This is a genomic window from Vibrio agarivorans (genome assembly GCF_030409635.1).
In the GTDB taxonomy this organism is placed as follows: Bacteria; Pseudomonadota; Gammaproteobacteria; order Enterobacterales; family Vibrionaceae; genus Vibrio; species Vibrio agarivorans.
Genome location: NZ_JAUFQF010000004.1, coordinates 826,852 through 853,074, shown reverse-complemented (window position 1 = coordinate 853,074; position 26,223 = coordinate 826,852). Strand labels below are relative to the sequence as shown.

General features: G+C 46.3%; 23 protein-coding genes. 8 read left to right on the top strand and 15 right to left on the bottom strand.

Going from position 1 to position 26,223, the window contains the following annotated elements:
* Positions 1–44: 44 nt before the first annotated feature.
* Positions 45–1,691 (top strand): chaperonin GroEL, encoded by a 1,647-nt coding sequence (groL, locus tag QWZ05_RS12405; RefSeq protein WP_290298659.1) that lies wholly within the window; start codon positions 45–47, stop codon positions 1,689–1,691.
* A 101-nt stretch (positions 1,692–1,792) separates the two neighbouring features.
* Here the strand turns inward: groL and QWZ05_RS12400 are convergent, their stop codons facing one another.
* Positions 1,793–2,551: a BUD32 family EKC/KEOPS complex subunit gene (locus QWZ05_RS12400; protein ID WP_264878282.1), complete on the bottom strand. Its 759-nt coding sequence runs from the start codon at positions 2,549–2,551 to the stop codon at positions 1,793–1,795.
* A 138-nt stretch (positions 2,552–2,689) separates the two neighbouring features.
* Entirely contained in the window at positions 2,690–3,697 is a 1,008-nt protein-coding gene (glpX, locus tag QWZ05_RS12395; protein WP_264878283.1) for a class II fructose-bisphosphatase, read from the bottom strand.
* A 254-nt stretch (positions 3,698–3,951) separates the two neighbouring features.
* Between glpX and zapB the strand changes: the two genes are divergently transcribed.
* On the top strand, positions 3,952–4,194 hold the full coding sequence (gene zapB / locus QWZ05_RS12390; protein WP_264878284.1) for a cell division protein ZapB: 243 nt from the start codon (positions 3,952–3,954) through the stop codon (positions 4,192–4,194).
* A gap of 61 nt (positions 4,195–4,255) precedes the next feature.
* Here zapB and metF read toward each other — a convergent pair whose 3' ends face one another.
* From metF to QWZ05_RS12375, 3 genes are all read right to left on the bottom strand, one after another.
* A complete protein-coding gene (gene metF / locus QWZ05_RS12385; RefSeq protein ID WP_264878285.1) occupies positions 4,256–5,149 on the bottom strand; it encodes a methylenetetrahydrofolate reductase in 894 nt (297 codons plus the stop codon).
* A 199-nt stretch (positions 5,150–5,348) separates the two neighbouring features.
* The gene (locus QWZ05_RS12380; protein ID WP_290298655.1) at positions 5,349–7,763 is read right to left on the bottom strand and encodes a bifunctional aspartate kinase/homoserine dehydrogenase II; all 2,415 of its coding nucleotides are present in this window, start codon (positions 7,761–7,763) and stop codon (positions 5,349–5,351) included.
* Position 7,764: 1 nt separating this feature from the next.
* On the bottom strand, positions 7,765–8,931 hold the full coding sequence (locus tag QWZ05_RS12375) for an O-succinylhomoserine (thiol)-lyase (protein WP_290298653.1): 1,167 nt from the start codon (positions 8,929–8,931) through the stop codon (positions 7,765–7,767).
* 210 nt (positions 8,932–9,141) lie between these two features.
* Between QWZ05_RS12375 and metJ the strand changes: the two genes are divergently transcribed.
* The gene (gene metJ / locus QWZ05_RS12370) at positions 9,142–9,462 is read left to right on the top strand and encodes a met regulon transcriptional regulator MetJ (RefSeq protein ID WP_252021202.1); all 321 of its coding nucleotides are present in this window, start codon (positions 9,142–9,144) and stop codon (positions 9,460–9,462) included.
* Positions 9,463–9,552: 90 nt separating this feature from the next.
* On the opposite strand, the gene QWZ05_RS12365 is transcribed toward metJ, so the two are convergent.
* The 4 genes from QWZ05_RS12365 to QWZ05_RS12350 form a co-directional block, all read right to left on the bottom strand.
* On the bottom strand, positions 9,553–10,053 hold the full coding sequence (locus QWZ05_RS12365) for a gluconokinase (RefSeq protein WP_264878288.1): 501 nt from the start codon (positions 10,051–10,053) through the stop codon (positions 9,553–9,555).
* A gap of 200 nt (positions 10,054–10,253) precedes the next feature.
* Positions 10,254–10,949, bottom strand: a complete 696-nt coding sequence (locus tag QWZ05_RS12360; protein WP_264878289.1) for a VC0807 family protein — start codon at positions 10,947–10,949, stop codon at positions 10,254–10,256.
* A 191-nt stretch (positions 10,950–11,140) separates the two neighbouring features.
* Positions 11,141–12,496: a glutathione-disulfide reductase gene (gene gorA / locus QWZ05_RS12355; RefSeq protein ID WP_290298647.1), complete on the bottom strand. Its 1,356-nt coding sequence runs from the start codon at positions 12,494–12,496 to the stop codon at positions 11,141–11,143.
* A gap of 290 nt (positions 12,497–12,786) precedes the next feature.
* The gene (locus QWZ05_RS12350) at positions 12,787–13,626 is read right to left on the bottom strand and encodes a 23S rRNA (adenine(2030)-N(6))-methyltransferase RlmJ (protein WP_290298645.1); all 840 of its coding nucleotides are present in this window, start codon (positions 13,624–13,626) and stop codon (positions 12,787–12,789) included.
* Positions 13,627–13,817: 191 nt separating this feature from the next.
* On the opposite strand from QWZ05_RS12350, the gene prlC reads away from it, so the two are divergent.
* Entirely contained in the window at positions 13,818–15,860 is a 2,043-nt protein-coding gene (prlC, locus tag QWZ05_RS12345) for an oligopeptidase A (protein WP_290298643.1), read from the top strand.
* 53 nt (positions 15,861–15,913) lie between these two features.
* Here the strand turns inward: prlC and QWZ05_RS12340 are convergent, their stop codons facing one another.
* From QWZ05_RS12340 to QWZ05_RS12325, 4 genes are all read right to left on the bottom strand, one after another.
* On the bottom strand, positions 15,914–16,366 hold the full coding sequence (locus tag QWZ05_RS12340; RefSeq protein ID WP_390216629.1) for a DoxX family protein: 453 nt from the start codon (positions 16,364–16,366) through the stop codon (positions 15,914–15,916).
* 18 nt (positions 16,367–16,384) lie between these two features.
* Positions 16,385–17,140, bottom strand: coding sequence for an HvfC/BufC N-terminal domain-containing protein (locus QWZ05_RS12335; protein WP_290298641.1), 756 nt, complete (start codon positions 17,138–17,140; stop codon positions 16,385–16,387).
* A gap of 1 nt (position 17,141) precedes the next feature.
* The gene (gene bufB, locus QWZ05_RS12330) at positions 17,142–18,038 is read right to left on the bottom strand and encodes an MNIO family bufferin maturase (protein ID WP_290298639.1); all 897 of its coding nucleotides are present in this window, start codon (positions 18,036–18,038) and stop codon (positions 17,142–17,144) included.
* 90 nt (positions 18,039–18,128) lie between these two features.
* Complete coding sequence (locus tag QWZ05_RS12325) at positions 18,129–18,389, bottom strand: BufA1 family periplasmic bufferin-type metallophore (RefSeq protein WP_264878300.1); 261 nt, start codon at positions 18,387–18,389, stop codon at positions 18,129–18,131.
* 264 nt (positions 18,390–18,653) lie between these two features.
* Here QWZ05_RS12325 and uvrD point away from each other — a divergent pair, with 264 nt between their 5' ends.
* Positions 18,654–20,828: a DNA helicase II gene (uvrD, locus tag QWZ05_RS12320; protein WP_264878314.1), complete on the top strand. Its 2,175-nt coding sequence runs from the start codon at positions 18,654–18,656 to the stop codon at positions 20,826–20,828.
* Between the two features lie 685 nt (positions 20,829–21,513).
* Here the strand turns inward: uvrD and QWZ05_RS12315 are convergent.
* Positions 21,514–22,170 carry a LysE family translocator gene (locus QWZ05_RS12315; protein ID WP_264878301.1) on the bottom strand — a complete coding sequence of 219 codons (657 nt, stop codon included), beginning with the start codon at positions 22,168–22,170 and terminating at the stop codon, positions 21,514–21,516.
* Complete coding sequence (gene rarD / locus QWZ05_RS12310) at positions 22,170–23,069, bottom strand: EamA family transporter RarD (protein WP_264878302.1); 900 nt, start codon at positions 23,067–23,069, stop codon at positions 22,170–22,172. Before rarD ends, QWZ05_RS12315 begins: the two co-directional genes overlap by 1 nt.
* A 141-nt stretch (positions 23,070–23,210) precedes the next feature.
* Here rarD and recQ point away from each other — a divergent pair, with 141 nt between their 5' ends.
* The 3 genes from recQ (at position 23,211) to QWZ05_RS12295 (ending at position 26,218) form a co-directional block, all read left to right on the top strand.
* On the top strand, positions 23,211–25,046 hold the full coding sequence (recQ, locus tag QWZ05_RS12305; RefSeq protein WP_290298637.1) for an ATP-dependent DNA helicase RecQ: 1,836 nt from the start codon (positions 23,211–23,213) through the stop codon (positions 25,044–25,046).
* Positions 25,039–25,353 (top strand): DUF3630 family protein, encoded by a 315-nt coding sequence (locus QWZ05_RS12300; protein WP_390216624.1) that lies wholly within the window; start codon positions 25,039–25,041, stop codon positions 25,351–25,353. The genes recQ and QWZ05_RS12300 overlap by 8 nt, the downstream gene beginning before the upstream one ends.
* A gap of 190 nt (positions 25,354–25,543) precedes the next feature.
* Positions 25,544–26,218, top strand: coding sequence for a 7-cyano-7-deazaguanine/7-aminomethyl-7-deazaguanine transporter (locus QWZ05_RS12295; RefSeq protein WP_290298635.1), 675 nt, complete (start codon positions 25,544–25,546; stop codon positions 26,216–26,218).
* Positions 26,219–26,223: the final 5 nt, after the last annotated feature.

The window sequence follows — 26,223 nt, the reverse complement described above, 5'->3', positions numbered from 1 at the left end:
TTCAAAAACGACTCAAAAAAACAGAATTTAGAAAGGAATAAAAGATGGCTGCTAAAGACGTAAAATTTGGTAATGATGCACGCATTAAAATGCTAGAAGGCGTAAACGTTCTAGCTGATGCAGTAAAAGTAACACTTGGCCCTAAAGGCCGTAACGTAGTTTTAGATAAGTCTTTCGGTGCACCAACAATTACTAAAGATGGTGTATCAGTAGCGCGCGAAATTGAGTTGGAAGATAAATTCCAAAACATGGGCGCTCAAATGGTTAAAGAAGTTGCCTCTCAAGCAAATGATGCAGCGGGTGACGGTACAACAACAGCGACAGTGCTTGCTCAGTCTATCGTTAATGAAGGCTTGAAAGCAGTAGCTGCAGGTATGAACCCTATGGATCTTAAGCGTGGTATCGACAAAGCGGTAATCGCAGCAGTTGAAGAGCTAAAAGCGCTTTCTGTTCCATGTGCTGATACTAAAGCAATCGCGCAGGTTGGTACTATCTCTGCAAACTCTGACACTAGCGTAGGTAACATCATTGCCGAAGCGATGGAAAAAGTAGGTCGCGACGGTGTTATTACAGTTGAAGAAGGTCAGGCTCTACAAGATGAGCTAGATGTTGTTGAAGGTATGCAGTTTGACCGTGGCTACCTATCTCCTTACTTCATTAACAATCAAGAAGCGGGTTCGGTTGATCTAGAAAGCCCGTTTATCCTTCTTATCGATAAGAAGGTATCAAACATTCGTGAGCTACTTCCAACTCTTGAAGCGGTTGCTAAAGCCTCTCGTCCACTTCTTATCATCGCTGAAGATGTAGAAGGCGAAGCACTAGCAACACTTGTTGTGAACAACATGCGTGGCATCGTTAAAGTTGCTGCTGTTAAAGCACCTGGCTTTGGTGACCGTCGTAAATCAATGCTTCAAGACATCGCTATCCTAACGGGTGGTACTGTGATTTCTGAAGAGGTTGGGCTAGAGCTAGAGAAAGTAGTACTAGAAGACCTAGGTCAAGCGAAGCGCGTTTCTATCACGAAAGAAAACACAACCATCATCGATGGCGTGGGTGAAGAAGCGATGATTCAAGGCCGTGTTACTCAAATTCGTCAGCAGATTGAAGAAGCAACATCTGACTACGATAAAGAGAAACTTCAAGAGCGCGTAGCGAAACTGGCTGGCGGTGTTGCTGTAATCAAAGTTGGTGCAGCTACTGAAGTTGAAATGAAAGAGAAGAAAGATCGCGTAGAAGATGCTCTACATGCAACTCGTGCTGCGGTTGAAGAAGGTGTGGTTGCCGGTGGTGGTGTTGCACTGATCCGTGCTGCTTCTAAGATCACTGAACTTGAAGGTGATAACGAAGAGCAAAACGTTGGTATCCGTGTAGCGCTTCGCGCTATGGAGGCCCCAATCCGTCAAATCACGAAGAATGCTGGTGATGAAGAGTCTGTTGTTGCCAACAACGTGAAAGCGGGTGAAGGTAGCTACGGCTACAATGCAGCAACGGGTGAATATGGCGATATGATTGCAATGGGTATTCTAGATCCAACTAAAGTAACTCGTAGCGCACTTCAGTTTGCAGCATCAGTAGCGGGTCTAATGATCACTACGGAAGCTATGGTCACTGACCTTCCTGCTAAAGATGCTCCTGCAATGCCTGATATGGGCGGTATGGGTGGTATGGGCGGTATGCCTGGTATGATGTAATCCTACCGACCTAAAATTCATAAAAGGCTCTCATTTATTGAGAGCCTTTTTCGTTTTGGCTGAGTAGAGAGTTATTCGTAACTATGAAGTATAGAGTCGATCTATGCCATTTCTCTTAGCAGCGATAGTGTCGATAGAATTTGATTGCTGGTACGGTTGCGAGGTTTAAACTTTAAGACCAGCTGAGCCACAAACTGGAAATGACTGAGTGTTCGACACATTTTTTGTAGGGCTTGCCAATCAGCCTCACTGACAATATTTTTCCAAAGTTCAACCGCTTGGATTTTCTGTTTCTTGGTTAAGTGCTCAATGCGACAAAGGTCCATTAACAACAGGAAAATATCGCGAGCCTTAAGCTGAGAGTTGGCACTTAATACAGATTCTTCGAAATCGACTAAGGTGATGTGTTGTTGTTCATTGACCAAAATATCACGCATTGCTGGGCGACCGTGCACTATGTCTCGATTGTGCATTTCACCAAACTGTGAAAATAAGGTATTGAGTAGTTCACCTTTAAAGTACTCTTTGGGTGCGCGATCAAGAGAAACGCCAGCATTTGGTGTTACAAAGAAGTCTTCAGCGTCTACCAAAATATGTGGGACATTGAGCCCTTCTTGGTAGAGGTATTGAATGGTGGTTTTCTCGTGATTAAAGCGTACTTTGGTATCCAGTGCCGCGTTGCTGCGCAGGTAGGAAAGAGATTCAAGTTTCGCTATTTTGGTTGATAGTGCACGAACAAAGTTAGACTTGTCTTCACCACACACCTTTACCCAATAGGTAGACTCGTCGTGTGTTAGTTTGTACACACCTGCGGTACTCTCTTTTGCAATGTTTTGTGCAGCAACTTCAAGCAAACTCATAACCTTGATTATTTTCGTGTTGTTAATAGGTAAGTATATCAACTTCATTTTGTGCTGTGACGCACAATTGTATCAATATGTACAAAATAGGCATAAAAAAACGAGGCGTGCAGGCCTCGTTTCTTACTTGATTCTAAATTAAAGAATGATATCGCGTACTTCTGGATCTTTACGCTCAAGGTAGTGTGTCGACTTGATGCGGCGAATAGTACGACAGCGACCACGAATAAGTAGAGTCTCTGTAGTCGCAATGTTACCTTGGCGAGTGATACCTTCAAGAAGATCGCCCTTAGTAATACCCGTGGCTGCAAATACGACATTATCGCTGCGCGCCATATCTTCCATCTTAAGTACTTTATGCGCCTCAACGCCCATCTCTTCACAACGACGAAGCTCTGCTGCGCCGTAGATGCGGTTCTCTTCGCTATCGCCTTTTACATCGTGACGAGGAAGCAGGCGGCCATGCATGTCACCATCAAGCGCTCGAATTACAGCAGCAGAAACCACACCTTCAGGTGCACCGCCGATGCAGTACATCATATCAACTTCACTGTCTGGCATGCACGTTAAGATAGAGGCAGCTACGTCGCCATCTGGCACAGCAAATACACGAACACCCATCGCTTGCATCTCAGCGATTACGCCGTCATGACGAGGTTTCGCTAAAGTAACAACAACCATGGTGTCGACAGATTTACCCAACGCTTTTGCTACGTTTTCGATATTCTCTTTCAGTGGTTTGTGTAGGTCGATGCAGCCTTTTGCGCCTGGACCAACAACCAGTTTTTCCATGTACATATCCGGTGCTTTCAAGAAGCTGCCTTTCTCGCCTGCTGCTAATACAGCAAGTGCGTTTGACTGGCCCATGGCAGTCATACGTGTACCTTCAATTGGGTCTACTGCGATATCAACAGCATCACCACCTACGCCTACTTGCTCACCAATGTATAGCATTGGCGCGTCATCAATCTCACCTTCACCGATAACAATTTCACCGCTGATCTCGGTTTTGTTTAGAAGAGTACGCATTACCTCAACGGCAGCGCCATCGGCAGCGTTCTTATCGCCACGGCCTAACCATTTATAACCAGCCAGTGCTGCACCTTCAGTAACACGTGAAAAGGCCATTGCTAAATCGCGTTTCATGATGACTCCAAGAGTAAATAGGGGAAAGATTTTGGTCGCGCAGATTCTAACACAGTCGCTAGTAAACGTTTGCTTTTTTGCTTAACCGAGATCAAAAGTGGTGTAAATGACAGCACAAAGTCAAGGTTGACGGTTTTTTGTGCAAATGACACATTTTCTCAAGATAGCAGGTGTTTCTATGCACAGTGCTAGGTAGAATGGGGCATACAGTGAAGAACACTTCATTCAAAACGGATAATTAAAGGTAGGCGACGATGTCTTTTGAAGTATTAGAGCAATTGGAAGCAAAAATCCAAACTGCAGTTGACACGATCACTCTTCTTCAGATGGAAGTAGAAGAGTTGAAAGGTGAGAAGTCACAATTAGAGTCAGAAGCGACTGAACTGCGTTCTGGTCGTGATGATCTAGAAGGTAAAATTCAACAGATGCAACAAGAGCATCAAGCTTGGCAAGAGCGTATTCGCGGCTTGCTAGGAAAAATGGATGAAGTAGAGTAATCCCAATCGAATTAAAAAAGAGCTGACCAAGGTCGGCTCTTTTGCTATCTGGGTATCGATTTTACGCTTGCGGTCGAACACCAAGAGTGTGGCATAGAGCATACGTCATTTCAGCACGGTTTAATGTGTAGAAGTGGAAGTCTTTCACCCCTTCTCGGCTAAGAATACGCACCATGTCTATCGCTTGGCTTGCCCCAACTAATTGGCGTGTTGTTGCGTCGTCTTCAAGGCCCTCAAACTGCTTTGCCATCCAACCAGGTACTTTGACATTATTCTGCGCTGCAAAGCGAGACGCTTGCTTGAAGTTTGATACGGGCAAGATACCTGGAACGATTTCAACATCAATCCCAGCAGCCACACAGCGATCGCGAAAGCGTAGGTAGCTTTCAACATCAAAGAAGAATTGTGTGATAGCTCGGTTTGCTCCAGCATCCACTTTACGCTTTAGGTTGAGAAGATCAGCCTGAGCACTTTTTGCTTCTGGGTGTACTTCAGGGAAAGCCGCAACAGAAATATCAAAGTCGTGGCGGCTCTTTAGTAGCTCAACAAGATCAGAGGCATACATATCTGGCTTGCCACCACCCGGTGGAATATCGCCACGCAGAGCGACAATACTCTCGATACCGTTGTGCCAATAGTCATCAGCAATCTGGATCAGTTCTTCGCGTGAAGCATCGATACAGGTTAGGTGAGGAGCGGCAACAATACCTGTTTCAGATTTGATCTCTTTGATGATGGAGTGAGTGCGGTCACGCTCACCTGAGTTGGCGCCATAGGTGACAGAGACAAACTTCGGCTTAAGCGTTTTTAGACGGTGTACTGAATTCCACAGGGTTTCTTCCATTTTCTCGCTGCTAGGAGGAAAGAACTCGAAAGAGACATTGATATTGTCTTCTGATAACTCAGCGATATTTTGGTTTAGCGCATCAATGTGGCTTGCGTGTGTGTATCCCATGTCATTCTCCCTGTGGTGAGGCTTCACCGAAATTTTCAATCCTGAAATTGACGTTTAGACGTCTATATGTCCACAGGATGTAATGAAAGCAGATTAATGTCAATGGCAATACTATGAAATTTCTTCATGTAGAAGATGAGGTTTTTTGAAACGGTGGTAAAGGACAATTGGGCTGACCGTGTGGCCAGCCCAAAGGGAGTTATAGTCTTCCAGCAAGCAGATTGAGATCCGACTGCAGCGCACCTGCTGTCACTTCTCGGCCTGCACCTGGCCCGCGGATGACTAACGGGTTGTCTTTATACCATTTGCTCTCAATGGCGAAGATATTGTCACACGGTAAGAGGTTGGCGAGTGCGTGCTCTTTGTTGAGTGCTTCAACGCCTACCGTCGCTTCTCCATTTTTCTCTAGTCGAGCGACATAACGCAAAACCTTGTCTTCGCTCTGCGCTTTCTCCAAGCGTTCCGCGAGTGCTTCGCTAAGGACAATCCCATTATCGAAGAAGCCATCGAGTGTCATATCTCGGAGCTCTTGTGGAACCAGCGATTCGACTTTGACCTTTTCTGGCTCAATGAAGAGGCCAGACTCGCGAGCCAAAATGACCAGCTTACGCATAACATCAGAGCCGTCTAAGTCCGAGCGAGGGTCTGGCTCTGTTAAGCCTTGTTGCCAAGCCAGGTCGACCAGCTCACTAAAGGGGATAGAACCATCGTATTGCTGGAACAACCACGAGAGAGTGCCAGAGAAAATACCTGACAGAGTAACGATCTCGTCACCACTCTCTCGTAGATCTCGAACGGTATGGTTTATCGGTAACCCTGCGCCTACCGTTGCGTTATAAAACCAGTGACGGTTTATCTTCGCGAAGGCATCTTGAACTTGATGGTAATATTCACTAGATGCTGAGCCGGCGACTTTATTTGCAGAAATCAAGTGCATGCCTTGTTGGGCAATATCGAGGTATTGTTCTGCTAATTGAGAGCTGGCGGTTACATCCAGCACGACGAGGTCATCATAATCTTGTAGCGCACCGAGTTGCTCGATCCAGCTTTTACCGTCGTGGGGAATGGATTCATCATCGAAGGAGGTCTCGATAGTCTGCGGGTTTATCCCTTGCGGTTTAAACCAGTAGGTTTGGCTATCTATCACGGCAACGAGCTCAAAGTTCATGTTGTGACGCTTTTCGAGCTCTTCTTTTTGTGTTGCAAATAAGCTTAACCAACTCGAGCCAATGTTGCCTTTACCACACAAGGCAATGGCTACTCGTTTTTGGGCTTGGAATAGCTGAGAGTGCAAACGGCTTACGAGTGGCTCTACATCGAGTTTACGTGTCACCGCCACAAGACTAAGCCCAGACTCTGACTCTGCAATAAACTCAATTGCAGAGCTCTTCAGTTGTTGATAAAACCCAAAGCAGTGGTTTGGATTTTTACTGACGCCTGCTCCAACTGCTGCCAACAGTGAGAAGCCTTCTTTGAGCTTAAGTTCTGCTTCAATCGCAGCGTCTTGTAAAAAGGCTAGAGCACCGTTAGCAATCTCTTGGGTATAGGCCAATTGCAATAAGTATTGATCAGCTTGGCTCTCGTAAGCCAGGGGCTCTAGCTGTGCTTGTTTCAGTTTTTTCAGCACATTTTGCTGCGCACGTTGATAGTCATGATTGTGAGCAAAGCGCAGTTGAATGAGTAATACATCATCAAGTGAGGTGATAATTTTAGCACCACGACCGGAAGCCAATACACGTTCGATACGGGTTGAACCAGCCTCTGGTTCGTAGCTACAGCGTAGGTGAAGATCCATTGCACTTTGTGCGACAGGCTGAAGTGTACGACTGTGCAAGACTGGTGCGGCTAGGCGTGCTAGTTCACTAGCTTCATCTAGGCGCAGCAGTGGCAACAGACAGGCATCGGAGACAATACGCGGATCGGCGCTGTATACCCCAGCAACATCACTCCAGATAGTAACGCGTGAAACCTCGGCTAGTGCACCAATAATGGTTGCAGAATAGTCTGACCCGTTGCGGCCAAGCAGCACGGTTTCGCCTTGATGGTTCTGTGCCATGAAGCCAGTGAATACGATTCGGTACTGGCTATGCTGTGCTAAAACCTCTTTGAGTAGTGGGTATGAGGCGCCGCGATCTACTTCGGGTTGAGTGCCGATTTCGGCACGCAGAAATTGACGAGAGTCCTGCTCTACAGCATTGAGGTCTTGCTCGTTAAGTAGATTGGCTAACAGTCGTGCCGACCACATTTCGCCATGACCTAGCACTGAGGCGCGTGTCTTAGCACTAACGGGGTAAGCCACTTCACCCAGTGCGCTGAACTCGGTGATCAAGTGATCAAGTAGGCGCGCTTTTGTGTCTGTTTGAGTGATGAGGCTTTCTACTAATTCAATCTGAAACTGCCTTAACTCTTGTAGTGTCTCATGTGCCAAGCGTCCATCACGCTCAAGGTTATCGAGAAACTCAATCAGGCGGTTGGTTGTTTTGCCAGCAGCAGAGACGACAATCAGATCATTGCTGTTCGAGTAGTCTTTAAGGATATTGACAACTCGGCGATAGCACTCAGGGTTAGCTAAGCTACTGCCACCAAATTTGTGTAACTGACGTGGGTGAGTCATTTTAAAATGCCTCCTTCGCTTGAGCGAATGCTTGTTCTAGATCGGCAATCAGATCTTGGCAGTCTTCTAGGCCGACAGACAGACGTAACAGATATTGTGTCACTCCTGCTTCTGCTAGAGCTTCTTCGCCCATTGCGCGGTGTGTCATCGATGCAGGGTGGCAAATAAGGCTTTCTACCCCACCGAGTGACTCTGCTAAAGAAAAGAGCTCGAGCTTACCGACAAAGAATTTAAGTTGCTCAAATGAGCCGCCGAACTCAAAGCTGAGCATTGACCCGAAACCTGACTGCTGTTTTTTCGCAATCTCATGACCTGGGTGGCTTGGTAGGCTAGGGTGGTAGACCTTGCTTACTAGGGGCTCATTAATCAGGCAGTCGAGGATTTGCTGTGAACTCTCTTCATGCACTCGCATGCGAGCTCCGAGGGTACGTATACCGCGCAGAGTCATGTAACTATCAAAAGGAGTACCGGTTGCGCCAATGCAGTTACCCCACCAAGCGAGCTCCTCGGCATGCTCTTCTGTTTTCGTGATCACCACACCACCAATGACGTCAGAGTGGCCATTGATGTACTTAGTCGTAGAGTGGATAACGAAGTCTGCACCGAGCTCTAAAGGCTTTTGGTACACAGGTGTCAAAAAGGTATTATCGACAGCAACCAGAGCGCCAACCTGTTTCGCTTGCTGACAAATAGCGGCAATGTCCACCACTCGAACCAGCGGGTTCGATGGTGTTTCTAACAAGATAAGCTTTGGCTTCTTTTCAAGTGCTTCATTGAGTGCTTGCGTGTCGGTTTGGTCAACAAACTGTACTTTGAAGTCGCCCTTTTGCGCACGAGTATTGAACAAACGGTATGTACCGCCGTAACAGTCGTGTGGAGCAATGATAAGATCGTCAGGGCCGAGAAATGCAGAAACCCACAAGTTTAGAGCTGAGGTGCCACAGTTTGTGACTACCGCCCCTTTTCCTGATTCGAGCTCATAAAGCGCTTGCTCTAGGAGGCCTCGATTTGGGTTGCCAGAACGCGTATAGTCATAATTTGGGACTTCGCCAAAGGCCGGAAAACCATAGTTGGTGGAGAGGTAAATGGGTGGAACAACCGCATGGTGTTGAGTGTCTGATTCGATGCCGGTGCGAACGGCAATTGTCGCAGGCTTGCGTGCGCTCATAAGAGTGTCCTTCCCAAAGAGTGATAGTGCTTCACAAAACGTTTATCTAAATCTGTTATAAACGTTTCTTAATCCATTAACCGACACTTTACTTTTCATAATGTGAGACGTCAACACTTCTAGACGTCTATATGTCTTTGCTCTTAGCCTTAAATCCGGCTAAAATCTCCCCCTTATCTATTTAGAACAACGACGATTGAAAGGTGTCTCATGGCAGACTGGAATGGCGAATACATTAGCCCTTATGCTGAGCATGGTAAAAAAAGCGAGCAAGTAAAAAAAATCACAGTATCTATCCCTCTTAAAGTACTGAAAGTATTGACGGATGAACGTACTCGCCGCCAAATTAATAACCTACGCCATGCGACAAACAGTGAGCTGCTATGTGAGGCATTTCTGCACGCATACACTGGCCAGCCTTTACCGACAGACGAAGATTTGCGAAAAGACCGCCCTGATGAAATTCCTGCAGAAGCGAAAGCGCTGATGACAGAGATGGGTATCGAGTTTGAAGCGTTTGACGAAGAATAGGAAAGTTTATCGTCGATAGGTTTTTGGGGAGTATTATTGGTAAAGCTCCCCAAAACTCTGCATTCGAATATTGATAGATTTGCGAAAAACTCAACTTATTTGCTGAATTGCCTGCTCGACAATTTCATCGATAGGCGCATCAATGTTGATAAATATGGTGTTGGGTTCACCGTATGGGCGCTCAAGTGTTTCAAACTGGCTTTTCACCATACCCTCTTGCATAAAATGCCCTTGGCGCGCACGGATACGTTCAAGTATTAAATCAATACTACCATCTAGAAAAATGAAGGTAACATTTTGGTTTCCCTCTCGGATTTGATCGCGATATTTTCTCTTGAGTGCTGAGCAGACAATAATACTGTTCTCTTTGTTTCTTTCGAAGCGATGAGCAGCGTCACGAATGCACTCTAGCCATGGCAAGCGATCGCTATCGTTCAATGGCTGGCCAGATGACATTTTTAGAATATTTTCTTGCGGATGAAGGTCGTCTCCGTCTATGAACTTATAGCCAAGTTTATGTGCTAAAAGCTCACCGATTGTGCTTTTGCCACAAGCGCTAACTCCCATGACGATAATGCTACTGCCAAGCATAATGTTGCTCCATATACACTAACAGACTTTATACTATTCTCGCTCTGGGAAATGCGTGATGGGTAAGTTATTGAGAGTTGACTTAAGTCACAGCTATCTATCAATAGATGAGGATTATTGGGTCATAAATCATAAAAGAGAAAGGGGCACCAACCAAGTGATGCCCCTTTCTGAGTGCGAGTATTAGTTCGATTTGCCTATCAACTAGAATGGAAAACCTCTTCAGCAGTTAGCGATGTCATGCTGCTGATTTTTTTCCAAATATAATAGAAGATAGCCATCATCATAATCATGCTAGGGATAGCGATTGCAGGGTAGCTATATAGCGCGAGCTTACCGACTTCTTCATTGAATGCTGCTGTGCCTGCTGGACTGGTTACAATCCATGTAGCAAGGAAGTAGTTCATCGCAGAAGAGAAGAAAAACGTGGTCGCAAATAGATGATTAGAGCGCAATAGACAGCGTTCAAATGCTTGCTCATTACCGCTTTGTGCCAGACGCTCTTTGATAAGTGGTAAGTTCAACACGGTGTCGTTAAATAGAACCTTTTTCACTACAGGGTAGCGAGTGTACGTAGAGACGAAAATCGCGATACCAATCAGCCCTGGGATCAGTGCTTCTTTTAGAGCCAACCAGCGAGTGTCTAACTCTAGTAGGCCAATACCACCGGTGAGCAACACGCTGATAAAGCCAAGTGCAGCGATAAAGTTAAACTTCTTATTGTTTATCAGCTCATAGCCACCATAAACCACAGGAAATGCGAGACCGACAACCAGTGCCATGACCGCGCCTAAGTGCTCATCACCACTGAACTTCATTAAAATGAACGATGGGATCAAGACGTTAAAGGCCACCTCAAACAGTGGGTTGGGCTTTTTGTTGTTACTTTGACTCATAGCTGTCCTGTTTTGGTACACAAAGAGAGTAAATGGCTGGAAATAGTATCCAAGTGTGGGTAAAACGCAAATGCCTATAGGGTGACAGGATGTTTCATTGCCTTATCCGCGACTAGGCTGGATAAAGAAAAGCCACTGAGATTTTGTTTGCTCAGTGGCTTTTATCAATTGCGACGAGATAGGCGTGTGCCCTATCTCATGGTGACGAACTCTTCGCTGCCAGTAGGGTGGATGGCGACAACAGCATCAAAATCTGCTTTAGTTGCGCCCATCTTCATTGCAACCGCAAAGCCTTGAATCATTTCATCAACCGTGAAGCCAATGCCGTGAAGACCAACGACTTTCTCATCTTCACCCGCACAAACTAGCTTCATCTTACATGGTTGACGGTGCTTAGTTACCGCGGTGTACATCGCAGTAAAGCCAGAAGTGTAGACTTTCACATTGTCTTTACCGTATTGCTCTTCCGCTTCCTGTGTTGTCAGGCCGATAGTACCGATTGGTGGGTGGCTGAAAACAACCGTTGGAACAAGGTCGTAGTCCATTTTCGCATCGGGTTTGTTGTTAAACAGACGCTCAGAAAGTTGGCGACCTGCTTTGACCGCAACAGGAGTTAGTTCAATACCGCCTTCCATGATGTCACCTACACAGTAGATGCCTTTCACGTTTGTTTCTTGGTATTCATCTACCTTAATGTAGCCGCGCTCATTAGTCGCAACACCGGTAGAGTCGAGATTAATTGCATCCGTTGCTGGATGGCGACCTATCGCCCAAATCACTTTGTCTACGTTTTGGCTGTTACCGTTTTCTAGGTGAAGCGTTAAGCTGCCATCGGCTTCTTTAACGATCTCTTTTGGCACGGAGTTGTTGTGCAGCGTAGGACCTTCTGCTTCCATTACTTCAACCAGTGTCTCAATGATCATTGGGTCAAAGCTACGGATTGGCGTCTCTTTACGGCAGAACAGGTGGGTTTCTGTGCCTAGCGCGTGCAACACACCTGCAATTTCAACCGCAATGTAGCCTGCACCGATCACAGCAACGCGTTTTGGTTGCTCAGCAAGATCAAAGAAGCCATTTGAGTCGATGCCGTGTTCAGCACCTGGAATATTTGGAATGGTAGGGCGTCCACCAACTGCGATCAGGATGTGATCAGCCGTGTAATGCTCGCCGTTTACTTCAACGGTTTTTTCGTCAACAAACTTAGCGAAGCCTTTAATCACATTCACTTTGTTGTTGCCCAATACGCGGTCGTAAGATTGGTGAATACGACCGATATAAGCTTGACGGCTTTCTACAAGCTTACCCCAGTCAAAGCCTTTCACATCCACATCAAAGCCGTAATCTGGAGCGTAAAGGTTCATCGCTTCAGCAACTTGTGCACCATGCCACATGACCTTCTTCGGTACACAACCTACGTTTACACATGTACCACCCAAGTCTTGCGCTTCGATAAGTGCGACCTTTGCACCGTACATAGCTGCGCGGTTTGCTGATGCGATACCGCCGCTTCCGCCACCAATACAGATATAGTCAAAATGTGTTGCCATTACTTTCTCCAGGAGCTTATTGATTTTGTGGATTGCCTATAAGAACTAGATTGGGGTGAAATCACCAAACTCAATACTGAACATATAGGAATCGATATCCTTAATAGTACGATGAGTCTAGCAACTTTATCTAATGGGAAAAAGTGAGTTTGATTATGACTAATAACGATGAGTATCTTGTTGATAGACCGCGAACGTAAGACGCCACTCGCTAATATTAGACGAAATGAAGTTAGGGAAAGGCTTTTCAGGCACAACGATGTGTGCCTGAAAGTTAGATGCGTAAAGGGTTACTCAGGAACAACCCACTCGACCTTGTAATGACCAGTAGCAGGTGCGATCGCCTGTTTGAGGAAAGGTAGAATCTCCTTCATTTGGCTTTCTAGTTTCCAAGGAGGGTTAATCACGATCATGCCCGATGCAGTCATGCCGCGCTCGTTAGTATCGGGAGAAACACCTAGTTCGATCTGTAAGATCTTTTTGATCCCTAGACTCTCTAATCCTTCGAGCATATCGTCAATATCATGGCGGTTTACTACTGGATACCAAATCGCATAGACACCGGTTGCCCAGCGCTTGTAACTTTGTGCAATGGCATTCACCACATCTCGATACTCTTTGGCCAGCTCATAAGGAGGGTCAATGAGCACTAAGCCACGACGCTCTTTTGGTGGTAAGCTCGCTTTAAGGCGTTTAAAGCCATCTTCTTTAAAGATTTTTACCTGACGATCGCGATGAAATTCTTGCTCAAGCAGTGGATAGTCACTTGGGTGCAGCTCGGTTAATACCATGCGGTCTTGTTCGCGAATTTGTGCACGTGCAACGCGAGGAGAACCTGGGTAATAGCGCAGAGCATCGCCATTGTTGAGCACTTTGATCGACTCTAGGTAACCTTCAATATCCGCTGGCGTGTTATCTTGTTGCCATACACGAGCGATACCTTGCTTATACTCGCTGGTTTTTTCTGACCATTCGTGAGTTAAGTCGTAACGGCCAACACCTGAATGGGTGTCGTGATAAACAAATGGTTTATCTTTCTGCTTGAACGCATCAAGAATGAGGCTTTGTACGATGTGCTTAACGACATCCGCATGATTGCCGGCGTGAAAACTATGGCGATAACTTAGCAAGGTGGACTCTCAAAACGCTACTCAGAGCGTGTCTTAGGAATAAAGATATAGTTACGATTATACGCCACTATTGAAAATTGCTGAACCTACCTATATTTAGATAAGTATTAATGAAAATAAGAGGGTCGAATGGTGGTGCCGCATCTCTAAACCCGTGACCGCATTCGAGCTTTCCACTACAAGGAATGATTATGTCCAATCCATTGTTGACGTTTAACGATTTACCCCCTTTTTCTGAGATCAAACCAGAGCACGTGAAACCAGCTGTCGAGCAAGCTATTGCTGATTGCCGTGCAAAAATAGACGCCTTGCTGGAGGGAAATGATCGACCGACATGGCAAAACCTTGTTGCCCCGATTGAGCAAGTCGATGACCGTTTGAGTCGCATTTGGTCACCAGTGAGCCACATGAATTCCGTGGTGAACAGTGAAGAGTTGCGTGAAGCTTATGAAAGTTGTCTACCACTGTTATCTGAATACGGTACATGGGTTGGTCAGCATAAAGGGCTGTTTGAAGCCTATAAGGCAATTAAAGCGAGTGATGAGTTTGCAACGCTGACTCAGGCACAAAAGAAAACCATCACAGATTCACTACGTGACTTCGAATTGTCAGGCATTGGCTTACCTGCCAATGAGCAGCACCGCTACGGTGAAATCAGTAAGCGAATGTCAGAGCTAGGTTCTCAGTTTTCAAACAATGTACTCGATGCCACGATGGGCTGGTCGAAACATGTCACTGATGTGGCGGAGTTAGCAGGCATGCCGGAGTCTGCACTTGCTGCGGCACAAGCGGCAGCAGAAGCGAAAGAGTTGGAAGGTTATCTTCTGACCTTAGATATTCCATCTTACCTACCAGTCATGACGTATTGCGACAATCAAGACCTGCGTAAAGAACTGTATGAAGCGTACGTGACGCGCGCCTCGGATCGTGGCCCGAATGCGGGCAAGTGGGACAACACTGAGATCATTAACGAGCAGCTTAAACTGCGCCATGAGATTGCGCGCATGTTGGGCTTCAACACTTTCAGTGAAAAGTCACTCGCGACTAAGATGGCTGAAAGCCCAGATCAGGTTCTGGGTTTTCTCAATGACTTAGCAACAAAAGCGAAAACTCAAGGTGAGCGTGAAGTTGAAGATTTGCGTAGCTTTGCAAGCAAAGAGTTTGGTGTCGATAGCTTAGAGCTTTGGGATATCGCTTACTACAGCGAAAAGCAAAAGCAGCACCTATTCCAAATCTCTGATGAAGAGCTCCGTCCTTACTTCCCAGAAAGCAAAGTCGTCAGCGGTCTGTTTGAGGTTCTAAACCGCGTGTTTGGTATGAGTGTGAAAGAGCGCGAGGGTGTGGAGACTTGGCACTCTTCAGTACGCTTCTTTGACATCTTTGATGTGAGTGAGCAATTGCGTGGTAGCTTCTATCTCGATCTCTACGCTCGTGAACATAAACGTGGTGGTGCATGGATGGATGAATGTCGTGTTCGTCGCATCAACGCTCAAGGTGAACTGCAATCACCCGTTGCTTACTTAACGTGTAACTTTAACCGTCCAGTGGGTGATAAACCGGCGCTATTTACTCACGATGAAGTGGTGACTTTGTTCCATGAGTTTGGTCACGGTATCCATCATATGCTGACACAGGTTGAAACGGGTGCGGTGTCAGGTATCAATGGCGTGCCTTGGGATGCTGTTGAGTTACCAAGTCAGTTCCTAGAAAACTGGTGCTGGGAAGAGGAGGCGTTGGCGTTTATCTCTGGTCATTATGAGACTGGCGAGCCATTGCCAAAAGAGATGTTGGATAAGATGTTGGCAGCGAAGAACTTCCAGTCAGCCATGTTTATTCTGCGTCAGCTTGAGTTTGGTTTGTTCGATTTTACTCTGCACACTGAATTTGATCCTGAAGTTGGGCCAAAAGTCCTTGAGACGTTGGCAGATGTAAAAGGCAAGGTAGCGGTACTACCAAGCCTAGAGTGGAATCGCTTCTCACATAGTTTTAGTCATATCTTTGCGGGTGGTTACAGCGCGGGTTACTACAGCTACCTATGGGCGGAAGTGTTGTCTTCAGATGCATTCTCTCGTTTTGAAGAGGAGGGTATCTTCAACAAAGAAACTGGTGCAAGTTTCTTGAACAACATCCTTGAGATGGGTGGTAGTGAAGAGCCAATGGAGCTGTTTAAACGCTTCCGAGGTCGTGAGCCACAGATTGACGCTCTGCTGCGCCACTCGGGTATCTCGGCGTAGATTTTTCGTTTAATCTAATGAAAAGAGCTCATCGTTTGATTAGCTCTTTTTGTTTATTTATCCATGACACGCCTGATCTGTCCATCAGCAGAGAGCGGTCCTGCCCCCCAAACAATCACGACCAATATCATTAGCCCCCACAATTGGTGATCATAGAAGCCCTTCTCCCAAAGAAGTGGGTAAGACACGACAGCAATAATGTTGAAAACGAACAAAATCGCAGCCATGGGCCGGGTAAAGAAACCAATCGCCAAGAATACCGGCAGAATCAGTTCGGCGGCTGTTCCTGTATAAGCTGCGATTTCCCACGGAAGGATAGGCACTTGGTACTCGTATTCGAATAGGAACAAGGTACTGTCCCAAGATGCGATTTTGACAAGGCCAGAGTTAAAGAACACCCACGCGACCCATAAGCGGCAAAATAGCAATAATAGAGGGACGAATATGGCTTGGAGCTTATCTACTAAAGAGTCGTAGCTTTCTATTTGGCTTTTTAAATTAGGCATAATCTCGTGTCCTTCTCATTATTTGTTATCCAGCGTAAATCCAGCGACAAGCGCCTTTTCCATCAGTACATTGAGATGAGTAAGCAGGTTAGGTGGTATTAGACCGAGTGGCATCTGTTGATGAATACAATCAATCAGTTTAAAAACCTCAGGGTCGATAGCCATGGGTGTGCGATGGCCATTGGGTAAGGCTAATATCACGCCCTGTTGAGGCGAGTGAATATCCAATGAGTCAAAGCAGTTGTTTTGTACTGCGTTGTACAACTCAAATAGAGCATAGGAACTTGAGATTAACTGCACCGAAGGGTAAAGCTGTAAGACAACGTCTCCTTGTTGCTCAGGGCTAAGCTCAGCGAGTGCATGCACTTGATGAACGTTATCGCCAATTGGATAACCCGCTCGATGAAAAGCAGTATCCATTGACCATTCAAACTGTGCGACCTCGGGAAGATAGGGCGCAGCCTCAATCACAGTCGGAAAATGTTCCAGAGTCTCGGTAAAATGATCGCCGTAATCACTCACATCACATTGGGTTAACGGGTAATGAAGTATGTGGTGACGGGCGAGTTGGCAGAAGCACTCCTCACCAACTAATAGCTCGACTATTGGGTATGTTGCAGACAAGACCTCACTGAGGCTGATGATAAAGTTATTGCGATAGATTTGGAGGCGATCGTCAGCAGTGAAATGATTACTGACAATGTTGCACTCCTCTCCATTTGCTTGATAGTGCAGTGCGCGAGCAAATTGAGACTGTAATTGACCAAGCTCCATACTACCCTCCGATGACTCGTGCTGTCTGGGTGACCATTGTCTGGCAGGCAATACCGTCGAGAAGTAGGCTCTGCGCCTTGCTAGCCTCATCAAGCAATACCTCTGGCTGAGGTATATCCATATCCCACTCAATTAAAGTGTGTCTTGGTCCAGCAATTTGAAGCCAATACCGATAGAGATCCCATACTTCATCACTTACAGGGTGACTGTGGGTATCAATCCATATCTCGCCTTGCTCAAGCGTTTTTACAGTAAAGCCAGCAAGGTGAATCTCATCTACTGCATTCAAAGGAATACCTTGAATGTACTCATGGCGATCAAAGTTATGATTGAATGCAGAGACATGAATGTTGTTCAGGTCGAGCAGTAAACGACAGTCAGTGCGCTGGTGGACTTCAGCTAAAAAATCCCACTCATTGATTGTCGAGTGTTGAAAGGCAAGGTAGCTTGATGGGTTTTCAATCAAAATAGCTCGCCCTAAAGTGTCTTGAACATCGAGCACATTGCGGCAGAATACCTGCAATGCTTCCTCAGTATAGGGGAGGGGGAGCAAATCATTAAAGTGATGTCCTCCCGATTGACTCCAGCTCAAATGATCGGAAATCAAAATGGGGTTGAGTTCATCAACGAGATTTTTTAGATGTAGTAGGTGTTGTGGGTTGACTCTCTCAACGCTACCTAGTGATAAACCGACACCATGACAACTTATGGGATAGTGTTGGGCAATGCCTCTCAGTTGTTGTCTGGCGACCGAGTGCGGCTGAAAGTAGTTTTCACTGTGTATCTCTAGCCACCCTGCGTTGGTTTTTTCTTGGCTAAAGTGGCGCATATGAGGATGGCGCAGTCCCACACCAATCAGCTTTTCAGGGTTAGAATTTGCGGCGTCATGAATTGGCATGCGACATCCTTGATTCAAGAGAGTAGAGCAGAGAGAGATAAGGTGGAGGAAGTGGTTGTTGAGCATCAACCACTTCCTAGACTCACTGAGTTATGATGATTGAGTACTACCACCAGTTAACTTGTCACATAGCCCTTTCGGTACAACGACAAACGCATCAGATTGGTTATCTTCTTTAGATGTACCAGCACAAGAGCTCGATTTGGTTGCACAGTCATTTTTACCGGCTTTGGCAACGCCATAGCATTTCTCTTTGTCCATTGCGACGGCGGGAGCGGCGGTAAGCATTGTGCCGCCTAGAGCAAGTAGACCTGTAACTGCGGCTGTAACGGCTAGATTAGACTTTTTCATCATCATTTCCTCTGATAGTTTCCTTTACTTTGTATTGGCAGGCTGGTTAATAATTCCCCAAGCTGCTTAATGAACAAGATAGGTATTACTGGCGAAAAATTTCGTTCCCGTTAACAAAAAGATCACAACCAAGGCATGGTTAATCGCTAACTGTCTGAAATGATGCAGTTAAAAAGTCACAAAAAAATCTGCAATTAGTGCCTCAAATATCCGCTGTGATTACGTTATAATCTACTTTTATGTATAAATAACCAGTAAGTAGACATCATGGATCCTTCCTTATTGCTCGATGGTCTAAACGACAAGCAGCGTGAAGCCGTTGCCGCACCTCTAGAAAATTTGCTGATTCTCGCAGGGGCGGGGAGTGGTAAAACTCGTGTTCTTGTTCACCGTATTGCGTGGTTGATGTCGGTAGAGCAAGCCTCACCGTTCTCTATCATGTCAGTGACCTTTACCAATAAGGCGGCAGCAGAGATGCGTGGTCGTATTGAAGAGCTCATGATGGGTAGTGCTTCGGGCATGTGGAATGGCACGTTCCATGGTATTTGCCACCGAATTCTGCGTGCCCATTATCTTGACGCAAAGCTGCCGGAAGATTTCCAAATCATCGATAGTGATGACCAGCAACGTCTGCTAAAGCGCTTGATTAAAGCGCAAAATCTCGATGAGAAGCAGTGGCCGGCACGTCAGGTCTCGTGGTGGATTAACGGCAAGAAAGACGAGGGTTTACGCCCAAATCACATTGACGCCTACCATGATCCAATTACTCAAACCTATTTACAGCTTTATTCTGCTTACCAAGAAGCCTGTGACCGTGCGGGCTTGGTCGACTTTGCTGAAATCCTGTTAAGGGCTCATGAGCTGCTGCGTGATAAAAAGCACATTCGTGAGCACTACCAAGCACGCTTTAAACACATCTTGGTGGACGAATTCCAAGATACCAACAACATTCAGTATGCATGGCTGCGTATGATGGCCGGGCCTGATAGTCATGTCATGATTGTCGGTGATGATGACCAATCCATTTATGGTTGGCGCGGTGCGAAGATTGAGAATATCGAGAAATTCACCTTGGAATTTCCAAGTGTGAATACGATTCGATTAGAGCAAAACTACCGCTCGACCAAAACGATATTGGAAGCCTCTAATACACTAATTGCCAATAATACAGAGCGTATGGGTAAAGAGTTGTGGACGGATGGTAAAGAAGGCGAGCCGATCTCGGTTTACTCTGCTTACAACGAACTCGATGAAGCACGTTTTGCCGTGAACAAGATTAAAGAGTGGCAAGATAAGGGTGGCGTGCTGAATGACGCAGCGATGCTGTATCGAAATAACGCACAATCTCGTGTGCTGGAAGAAGCGTTAATTCAAGCAGGCTTACCGTATCGAATTTATGGTGGCATGCGATTCTTCGAGCGCCAAGAGATCAAAGATGCACTCAGCTATCTTCGCCTGATGGCCAATCGCAATGACGATGCGGCATTCGAGCGAGTGGTGAATACCCCAACACGTGGGCTGGGCGATAAGACGCTCGAGACGATTCGTCTCGCGGCACGTGAACGTGGTTGTACCATGTGGGATGCGAGTAAAGCACTGCTTGATGAACAGGTGCTTCCAGGGCGAGCATCTGGTGCGTTGAGTCGCTTTATTGAGCTTATCAATGCGCTTGAAGATGACACCGATGAAATGTCACTGCACTCTCAGACAGACCATGTGATCAAATACTCGGGCTTGTTTGCGATGTATGAGCAAGAAAAAGGCGAAAAGTCGAAAGCTCGCATTGAGAACTTGGAAGAACTTGTGACGGCGACTCGCCAGTTTGAGAAGCCAGAAGAAGCTGATGAGATGAGCATGCTGACTGCATTCTTAACTCATGCCGCTCTTGAAGCAGGCGAAGGCCAAGCCGATGAGTTTGAAGATGCTGTTCAGCTGATGACCTTGCATAGTGCCAAAGGCTTGGAATTCCCATTGGTGTTTATGGTGGGGGTTGAAGAGGGTATGTTCCCGAGTCAGATGTCAGCTGAAGAGGCTGGGCGTCTAGAGGAAGAGCGTCGCCTTTGCTATGTCGGTATGACTCGAGCCATGCAAAAGCTTTATATTACTTACGCGGAGATGCGTCGCTTGTATGGCCAAGACAAATACCATAAGCCTTCGCGCTTTATCCGTGAATTGCCCGAGAAGTGTCTTGATGAAGTGCGCATGAAAGCGCAAGTAAGCCGTCCCGCCACAAGCGGTCGCTTTAGCCAAACAGCGGTAAAAGAGAACTTTAATGAAACAGGCTTTACGTTAGGCTCGCGAGTCATGCATCCAAAATTTGGTGAAGGTACGATCATCAACTTTGAAGGCAGTGGCCCACAAAGCCGTGTTCAAGTGGCCTTTAATGGTGAAGGGATTAAGTGGTTGGTGACCGCATACGCCAAACTTGAAAAGTTGTAATCGGTTAATCACAACAAGATAGAGCTGCTTGATGCGGCTCTTTTTGTTTGGCTCTGCTGATAAGCAGGTAAAGAAAAACCCCGAGGGCTTGCGCCCATCGGGGTTATAGTCTTACTCGCAGCAATCCGGCTACTAATAGGTGCTCCCTGCATCTATTCCTTGATAGTAGGCTGAAATCCGTCAGCTTATTCCTTTCATCGCCATCCTAGCGGTGTCCTTGACCCTATCCTGGTCCACTAACAATCCTCGTTAGCTCACTTCACTTGATCCCTGAGCGGTGTCCTTTCATCGTCCTGATGATCGTTCCTTGCCTCGTCCAGAGGTGTCCATTTCCCATCCTTAGTAGCTACCATCCTAGTAACTATTGCGTCCGTTCAATGTCCGTTTTGCTATCCATGCCGATCATTCATCCTGAATAACCGAATCTTCATCCTGAAGAGTACCAAGTCCTTGGCTGTTTCCTGTTCCGTGTCGGTATCCTTCCGACAGGTTCAATATTACGCGATTCGACTTTTGGAACAATCAGACTAGAGAAAAAAATCACATTGCGACTTCAGTCATTTTATGTAAATTCCAATTAAAACAATGAGTTATTGTTTGTTGTGGTGTTTTGATTAGGCATTTTGTGGCGATCTCCGTAGTTGTTTGTAAGAGATCTCTCACAAAGGGTGTTCCTCTTTAGCTATTAGAGTAGCCCGCTCAGACAGTGGTAGATGATGGTTAAACCGATGCCAGAGAACACTACTCCGCACAAACTATCAATATAGGGAGTCGCAGAGAGTAACTTACGCTGAAGGCGTTGAGTGGAAAGTAGCCACGCCAAAGCTCCAAACCATAGAAATGAAACACTCCAAAGAATAAACAGAGCTGCGCCTTTTCCAGCTAAAGACATACTCGCAGGAACTAAGCTCGACATCAGGCTGACAAAGAACACTAATGCTTTAGGGTTGAGGATATTCGTGATAAAGCCACGCTTGAATGCTTGGGCGTTACTATTGATTTCTAGCGTTGAACGGCTGAGGCTCGAATCAGACTGTCCTGTTTGAGCATTTTTCCATGTCGCAATAAGTGCCCCAAAGCCGAGATAGAGTAGGTAGCTACCGCCGGCCAATTGAATCAATGTATACAGCAAAGGTTGCTGGTGGATGAGATAGCTGACACCTGTCAGGCTTAAAATAGAATGTAGCAGAATGCCTGCGGATAGACCCAGAGCAATATAAACCCCGGTTTCTCGCCCATAGCGAGTGGCGTTTTGTACCACGAGAGCAAAGTCAGGGCCTGGACTCATCAGGCCAATTAAATGAACGGTTGCTAGTGTGAAAAGAGTAAACAGCTCATTCATTATGATTTCGCCCCTTTTGATTTGCGGATCCCATCGATGGTAAAGACAACGAGAGCACTCCAAATAAAGGTAAAGGTCAGTACCTTATCTGCAGTAAAAGGCTCATCGTAAATAGAGACCGCGAGCAAGAACATCAAACTTGGCCCAATATATTGGAAAAAGCCTAATGTAGAAAGCTTGAGTCGCGTCGCTGCGCCGGTAAAGCAGAGTAGGGGTAGTGTCGTGATCACACCTGCAGAAACCAGTAGTAGGTTTAATGACCATGAGTTGTTCATTAACGATGAGGTTGGCGTATCTGCAAAAATAAACAGATAGATTGCCGCTAATGGCATCATGATAACCGTTTCAATAAATAGGCCGACTTGTGCATCCAAAGCCACTTTCTTGCGCAATAATCCATAAACACCAAAAGAGCTTGCGAGAGCGAGAGCGACGATAGGAACTGAGCCAAAGGCAACCAATTGGACAATAACGCCAAGAGTGGCTAGTGCAACAGCAAACCACTGTAATTTGCGCAGTCGTTCTCCTAAGAAGAACATGCCAAGTAAGACGTTAAATAAAGGATTGATGTAGTAGCCAAGGCTGGCATCTAGCATCCGATTAGAATTAACCGCCCAAATAAAGATAAGCCAGTTTACTCCCACCAATAATGCGGTGCTACATAGATACATCATGGTTTTTTTGGTGCGTACCGCTTCGCGCACGGCATACCAACGTCGGCCAACATGAAGTAACCCTGCCAAGAGGATAACCGACCATAAAACACGGTGGCTGAGGATCTCTAAAGGAGAGACTTCACTGATGGATTTGAAATAGATAGGGGCAATACCCCACATGGTGTAGGCAGCAATAGCCAGCATGATACCTTGGCGTGTGCGCTGCTGTTCGTCTGTTGACATGCGACAGAATTCTCGTTGATTGGCAGGAAGAACGAAAGTATAAAAGCGGCTTACAAAATCACCTAACACTTTGCGGTTTTATTCAGCAACAAACCCCTCTACAATGTGGCGCTCCAACGCAAAGGTAAACTGAGAAGGTAAATGACCGCAACTCTACAGGTGCAGCAACCGACATATGCTGAGAGTGCTCAACAAGTATTAGAGCAAGTCTTTGGCTATCAAGCATTTCGTGACGGACAGCTGACGGTCATTGAGGCAGCACTAGAGTCGAAAGACAGTCTGGTGATTCTGCCTACAGGGGGCGGTAAGTCTTTGTGCTACCAGATCCCTGCCCTTGTTAAAGATGGCTTAACCTTGGTCATCTCTCCTTTGATCTCGTTGATGAAAGACCAAGTTGATCAGTTGAAAGCCAACGGCGTAGCAGCCGAGTGCGTGAACTCAACCATGTCGCGTGAAATGCTGATGTCAGTGTATCAGCGCATGAACTCGGGTCAGCTAAAGATGGTTTATGTGTCTCCCGAGCGCGTATTGATGCGTGATTTTATCGAACGTCTAGAAGGGTTAAACCTTTCGATGATTGCGGTTGATGAAGCACACTGTATTTCTCAATGGGGCCATGATTTTCGTCCAGAGTACGCTGCTTTAGGCCAGCTTAAACAGTATTTTCCACACGTTCCGGTTATGGGGCTGACTGCCACAGCGGATGACGCTACGCGCAATGACATCACTCAACGCCTAGGGCTTATCGAGCCTGAAGCCTATTTAGGTAGTTTTGATCGACCAAACATTCGATACACATTGGTTGAAAAGCACAAACCAGTCTCTCAGGTAGTGCGATTCCTCGGTCAGCAAAAAGGTCAGTGCGGCATTATTTACTGTGGAAGTCGTAAAAAGGTCGAAATGCTGACCGAAAAGTTGTGCAGCAACCACATTCGGGCGGCAGGCTACCATGCGGGGATGGATGCTGATGAGCGTGCTTATGTTCAAGATGCGTTTCAGAAAGATGATATCCAGATAGTGGTGGCCACGGTTGCCTTTGGTATGGGAATCAACAAACCCAATGTGCGTTTTGTGGTTCACTTTGATATCCCACGCAATATCGAATCCTACTATCAGGAGACAGGTCGAGCAGGTCGTGATGGTTTACCCGCTGAAGCGATGATGCTGTATGACCCTGCTGATATGAGTTGGCTACGCCGAATGGTCGATGAAAAAGAAGAGGGTCCGCAAAAGCAAGTTGAATCCCATAAGCTCAATGCAATGAGTGCTTTTGCTGAAGCGCAAACTTGTCGTCGCCAAGTTCTATTGAACTACTTTGGTGAATACCGCGAAAAACCGTGCGGTAACTGCGATATTTGCCTTGATCCACCACAGCACTTTGATGCCACCGAGCAGGCGCAAAAAGCGCTTTCATGTGTCTATCGCGTAAATCAAAGCTTTGGTATTGGCTATGTGGTAGAAGTGCTGAGAGGCATGCAGAACATACGTATCCGAGAACAAGGCCACGACAAGCTCTCCACCTACGGGTTGGGGCGAGAGAACAGCCATGACTATTGGGTCAGTATATTCCGTCAGCTTATTCACAAAGGGTTGCTGTTCCAGAATATCACTCGCAACTCAACACTCCAGCTCACGGAAGAGGCTCGTCCCATACTGCGCGGTGAACAACCTTTGGAGTTGGCGGTGCCGCGTCTAGATATCTCAGCACGCGCGGCAAAATCTGAGAAATTATCTAATAAGCACTACGACAAGAAGCTATTTGCCAAGTTACGCAAGTTGCGGAAATCCATCGCTGATGAGGATGGCCTGCCACCTTATGTCGTATTTAGTGATGCGACTCTGATCGACATGGCAGAAATCCTACCCACATCTTATGGTGAGATGTTAGCGGTGAATGGTGTGGGTGAGCGCAAGCTGGATAAATACGCCGATCCATTCCTTGATTTGATACAGGAGCATATCACGGTTCATGGATAATATACTGTACGGTTTCGGCCTTCTTGATTATCACGCGGAACAAGGACGCCTTGTTCTTCGCTTTCCAACGTTTGACTTTGATAGCTTTGAGCCTATTGGTGACCAAATGGTTCAATTGCTGTCTGCGACGGTTGTCGAGAAGCAGCAAGATGCTGATATACACTCATGGCTCATAGACTTTGAAGGTTGTCAGCTGTTTCTCAAAGCGGAGCATTATAGTGAGAGTGTCTGGCTTGAAGCGTTGGTACCAGCGCAATCGAAACAAGAGTGTGACTATTTGGCCGCGCTATTTCAGCGTAGTTTTTAACCAAACGTTTGCGCGGCTCTTAAGGAGAATCAACCCCTTGCAGCAGGAGTTGGTTAATGTATAATCGCCGCCCTCTGCTTATGTCTGCCTAAGGCGATATGAGATTATTTACATTGTTGGTAAGAGTCACGATTGATGAGTGATTCGATTTGGGTTCCCTCACCCCCAAACCAAACTAAAAAGGTATCGCATGAGTAACTTTACCCCTGCGCAGCAGCGCAACGCCCTTATCTATCTTGTCCTATTTCATTTAGGCATCATTGCATCAAGCAACTATCTGGTTCAGCTTCCCTTTACTGTGATGGGTTTCCATACGACATGGGGTGCATTCACCTTCCCGTTTATTTTCTTAGCGACGGATTTAACGGTTCGTATTTTTGGTGCTCAATTGGCACGCCGAATTATCTTTTTGGTGATGTTGCCAGCACTGATTGTCTCTTATGGTCTGTCGGTGTTGTTTTTTGAAGGGCAGTTTCAAGGCTTTGGGCATCTAACCGAGTTCAACTTATTTGTTGCTCGAATTGCCGCTGCGAGCTTCATGGCATATCTACTTGGCCAAATTCTTGATGTGCATGTGTTTAACCGTCTGCGACAGTTGAAGCAGTGGTGGGTTGCCCCTACGTGTTCCACGCTATTCGGAAATGCTTTGGACACATTGGCCTTCTTCGCGATTGCGTTTTATCAAAGTCCAGATGCATTTATGGCAGAGCATTGGGTCGAAATTGCGCTGGTGGATTACGTATTTAAGATTGTGATCAGCTTAGGTTTGTTTGTGCCGATGTATGGCGTTTTGCTGAATTACTTAACCAAGAAGCTCACCACCGTTGAAGATGAAACAGTGCAAGCTACGGCGGTTCAGCCCTAATTTTG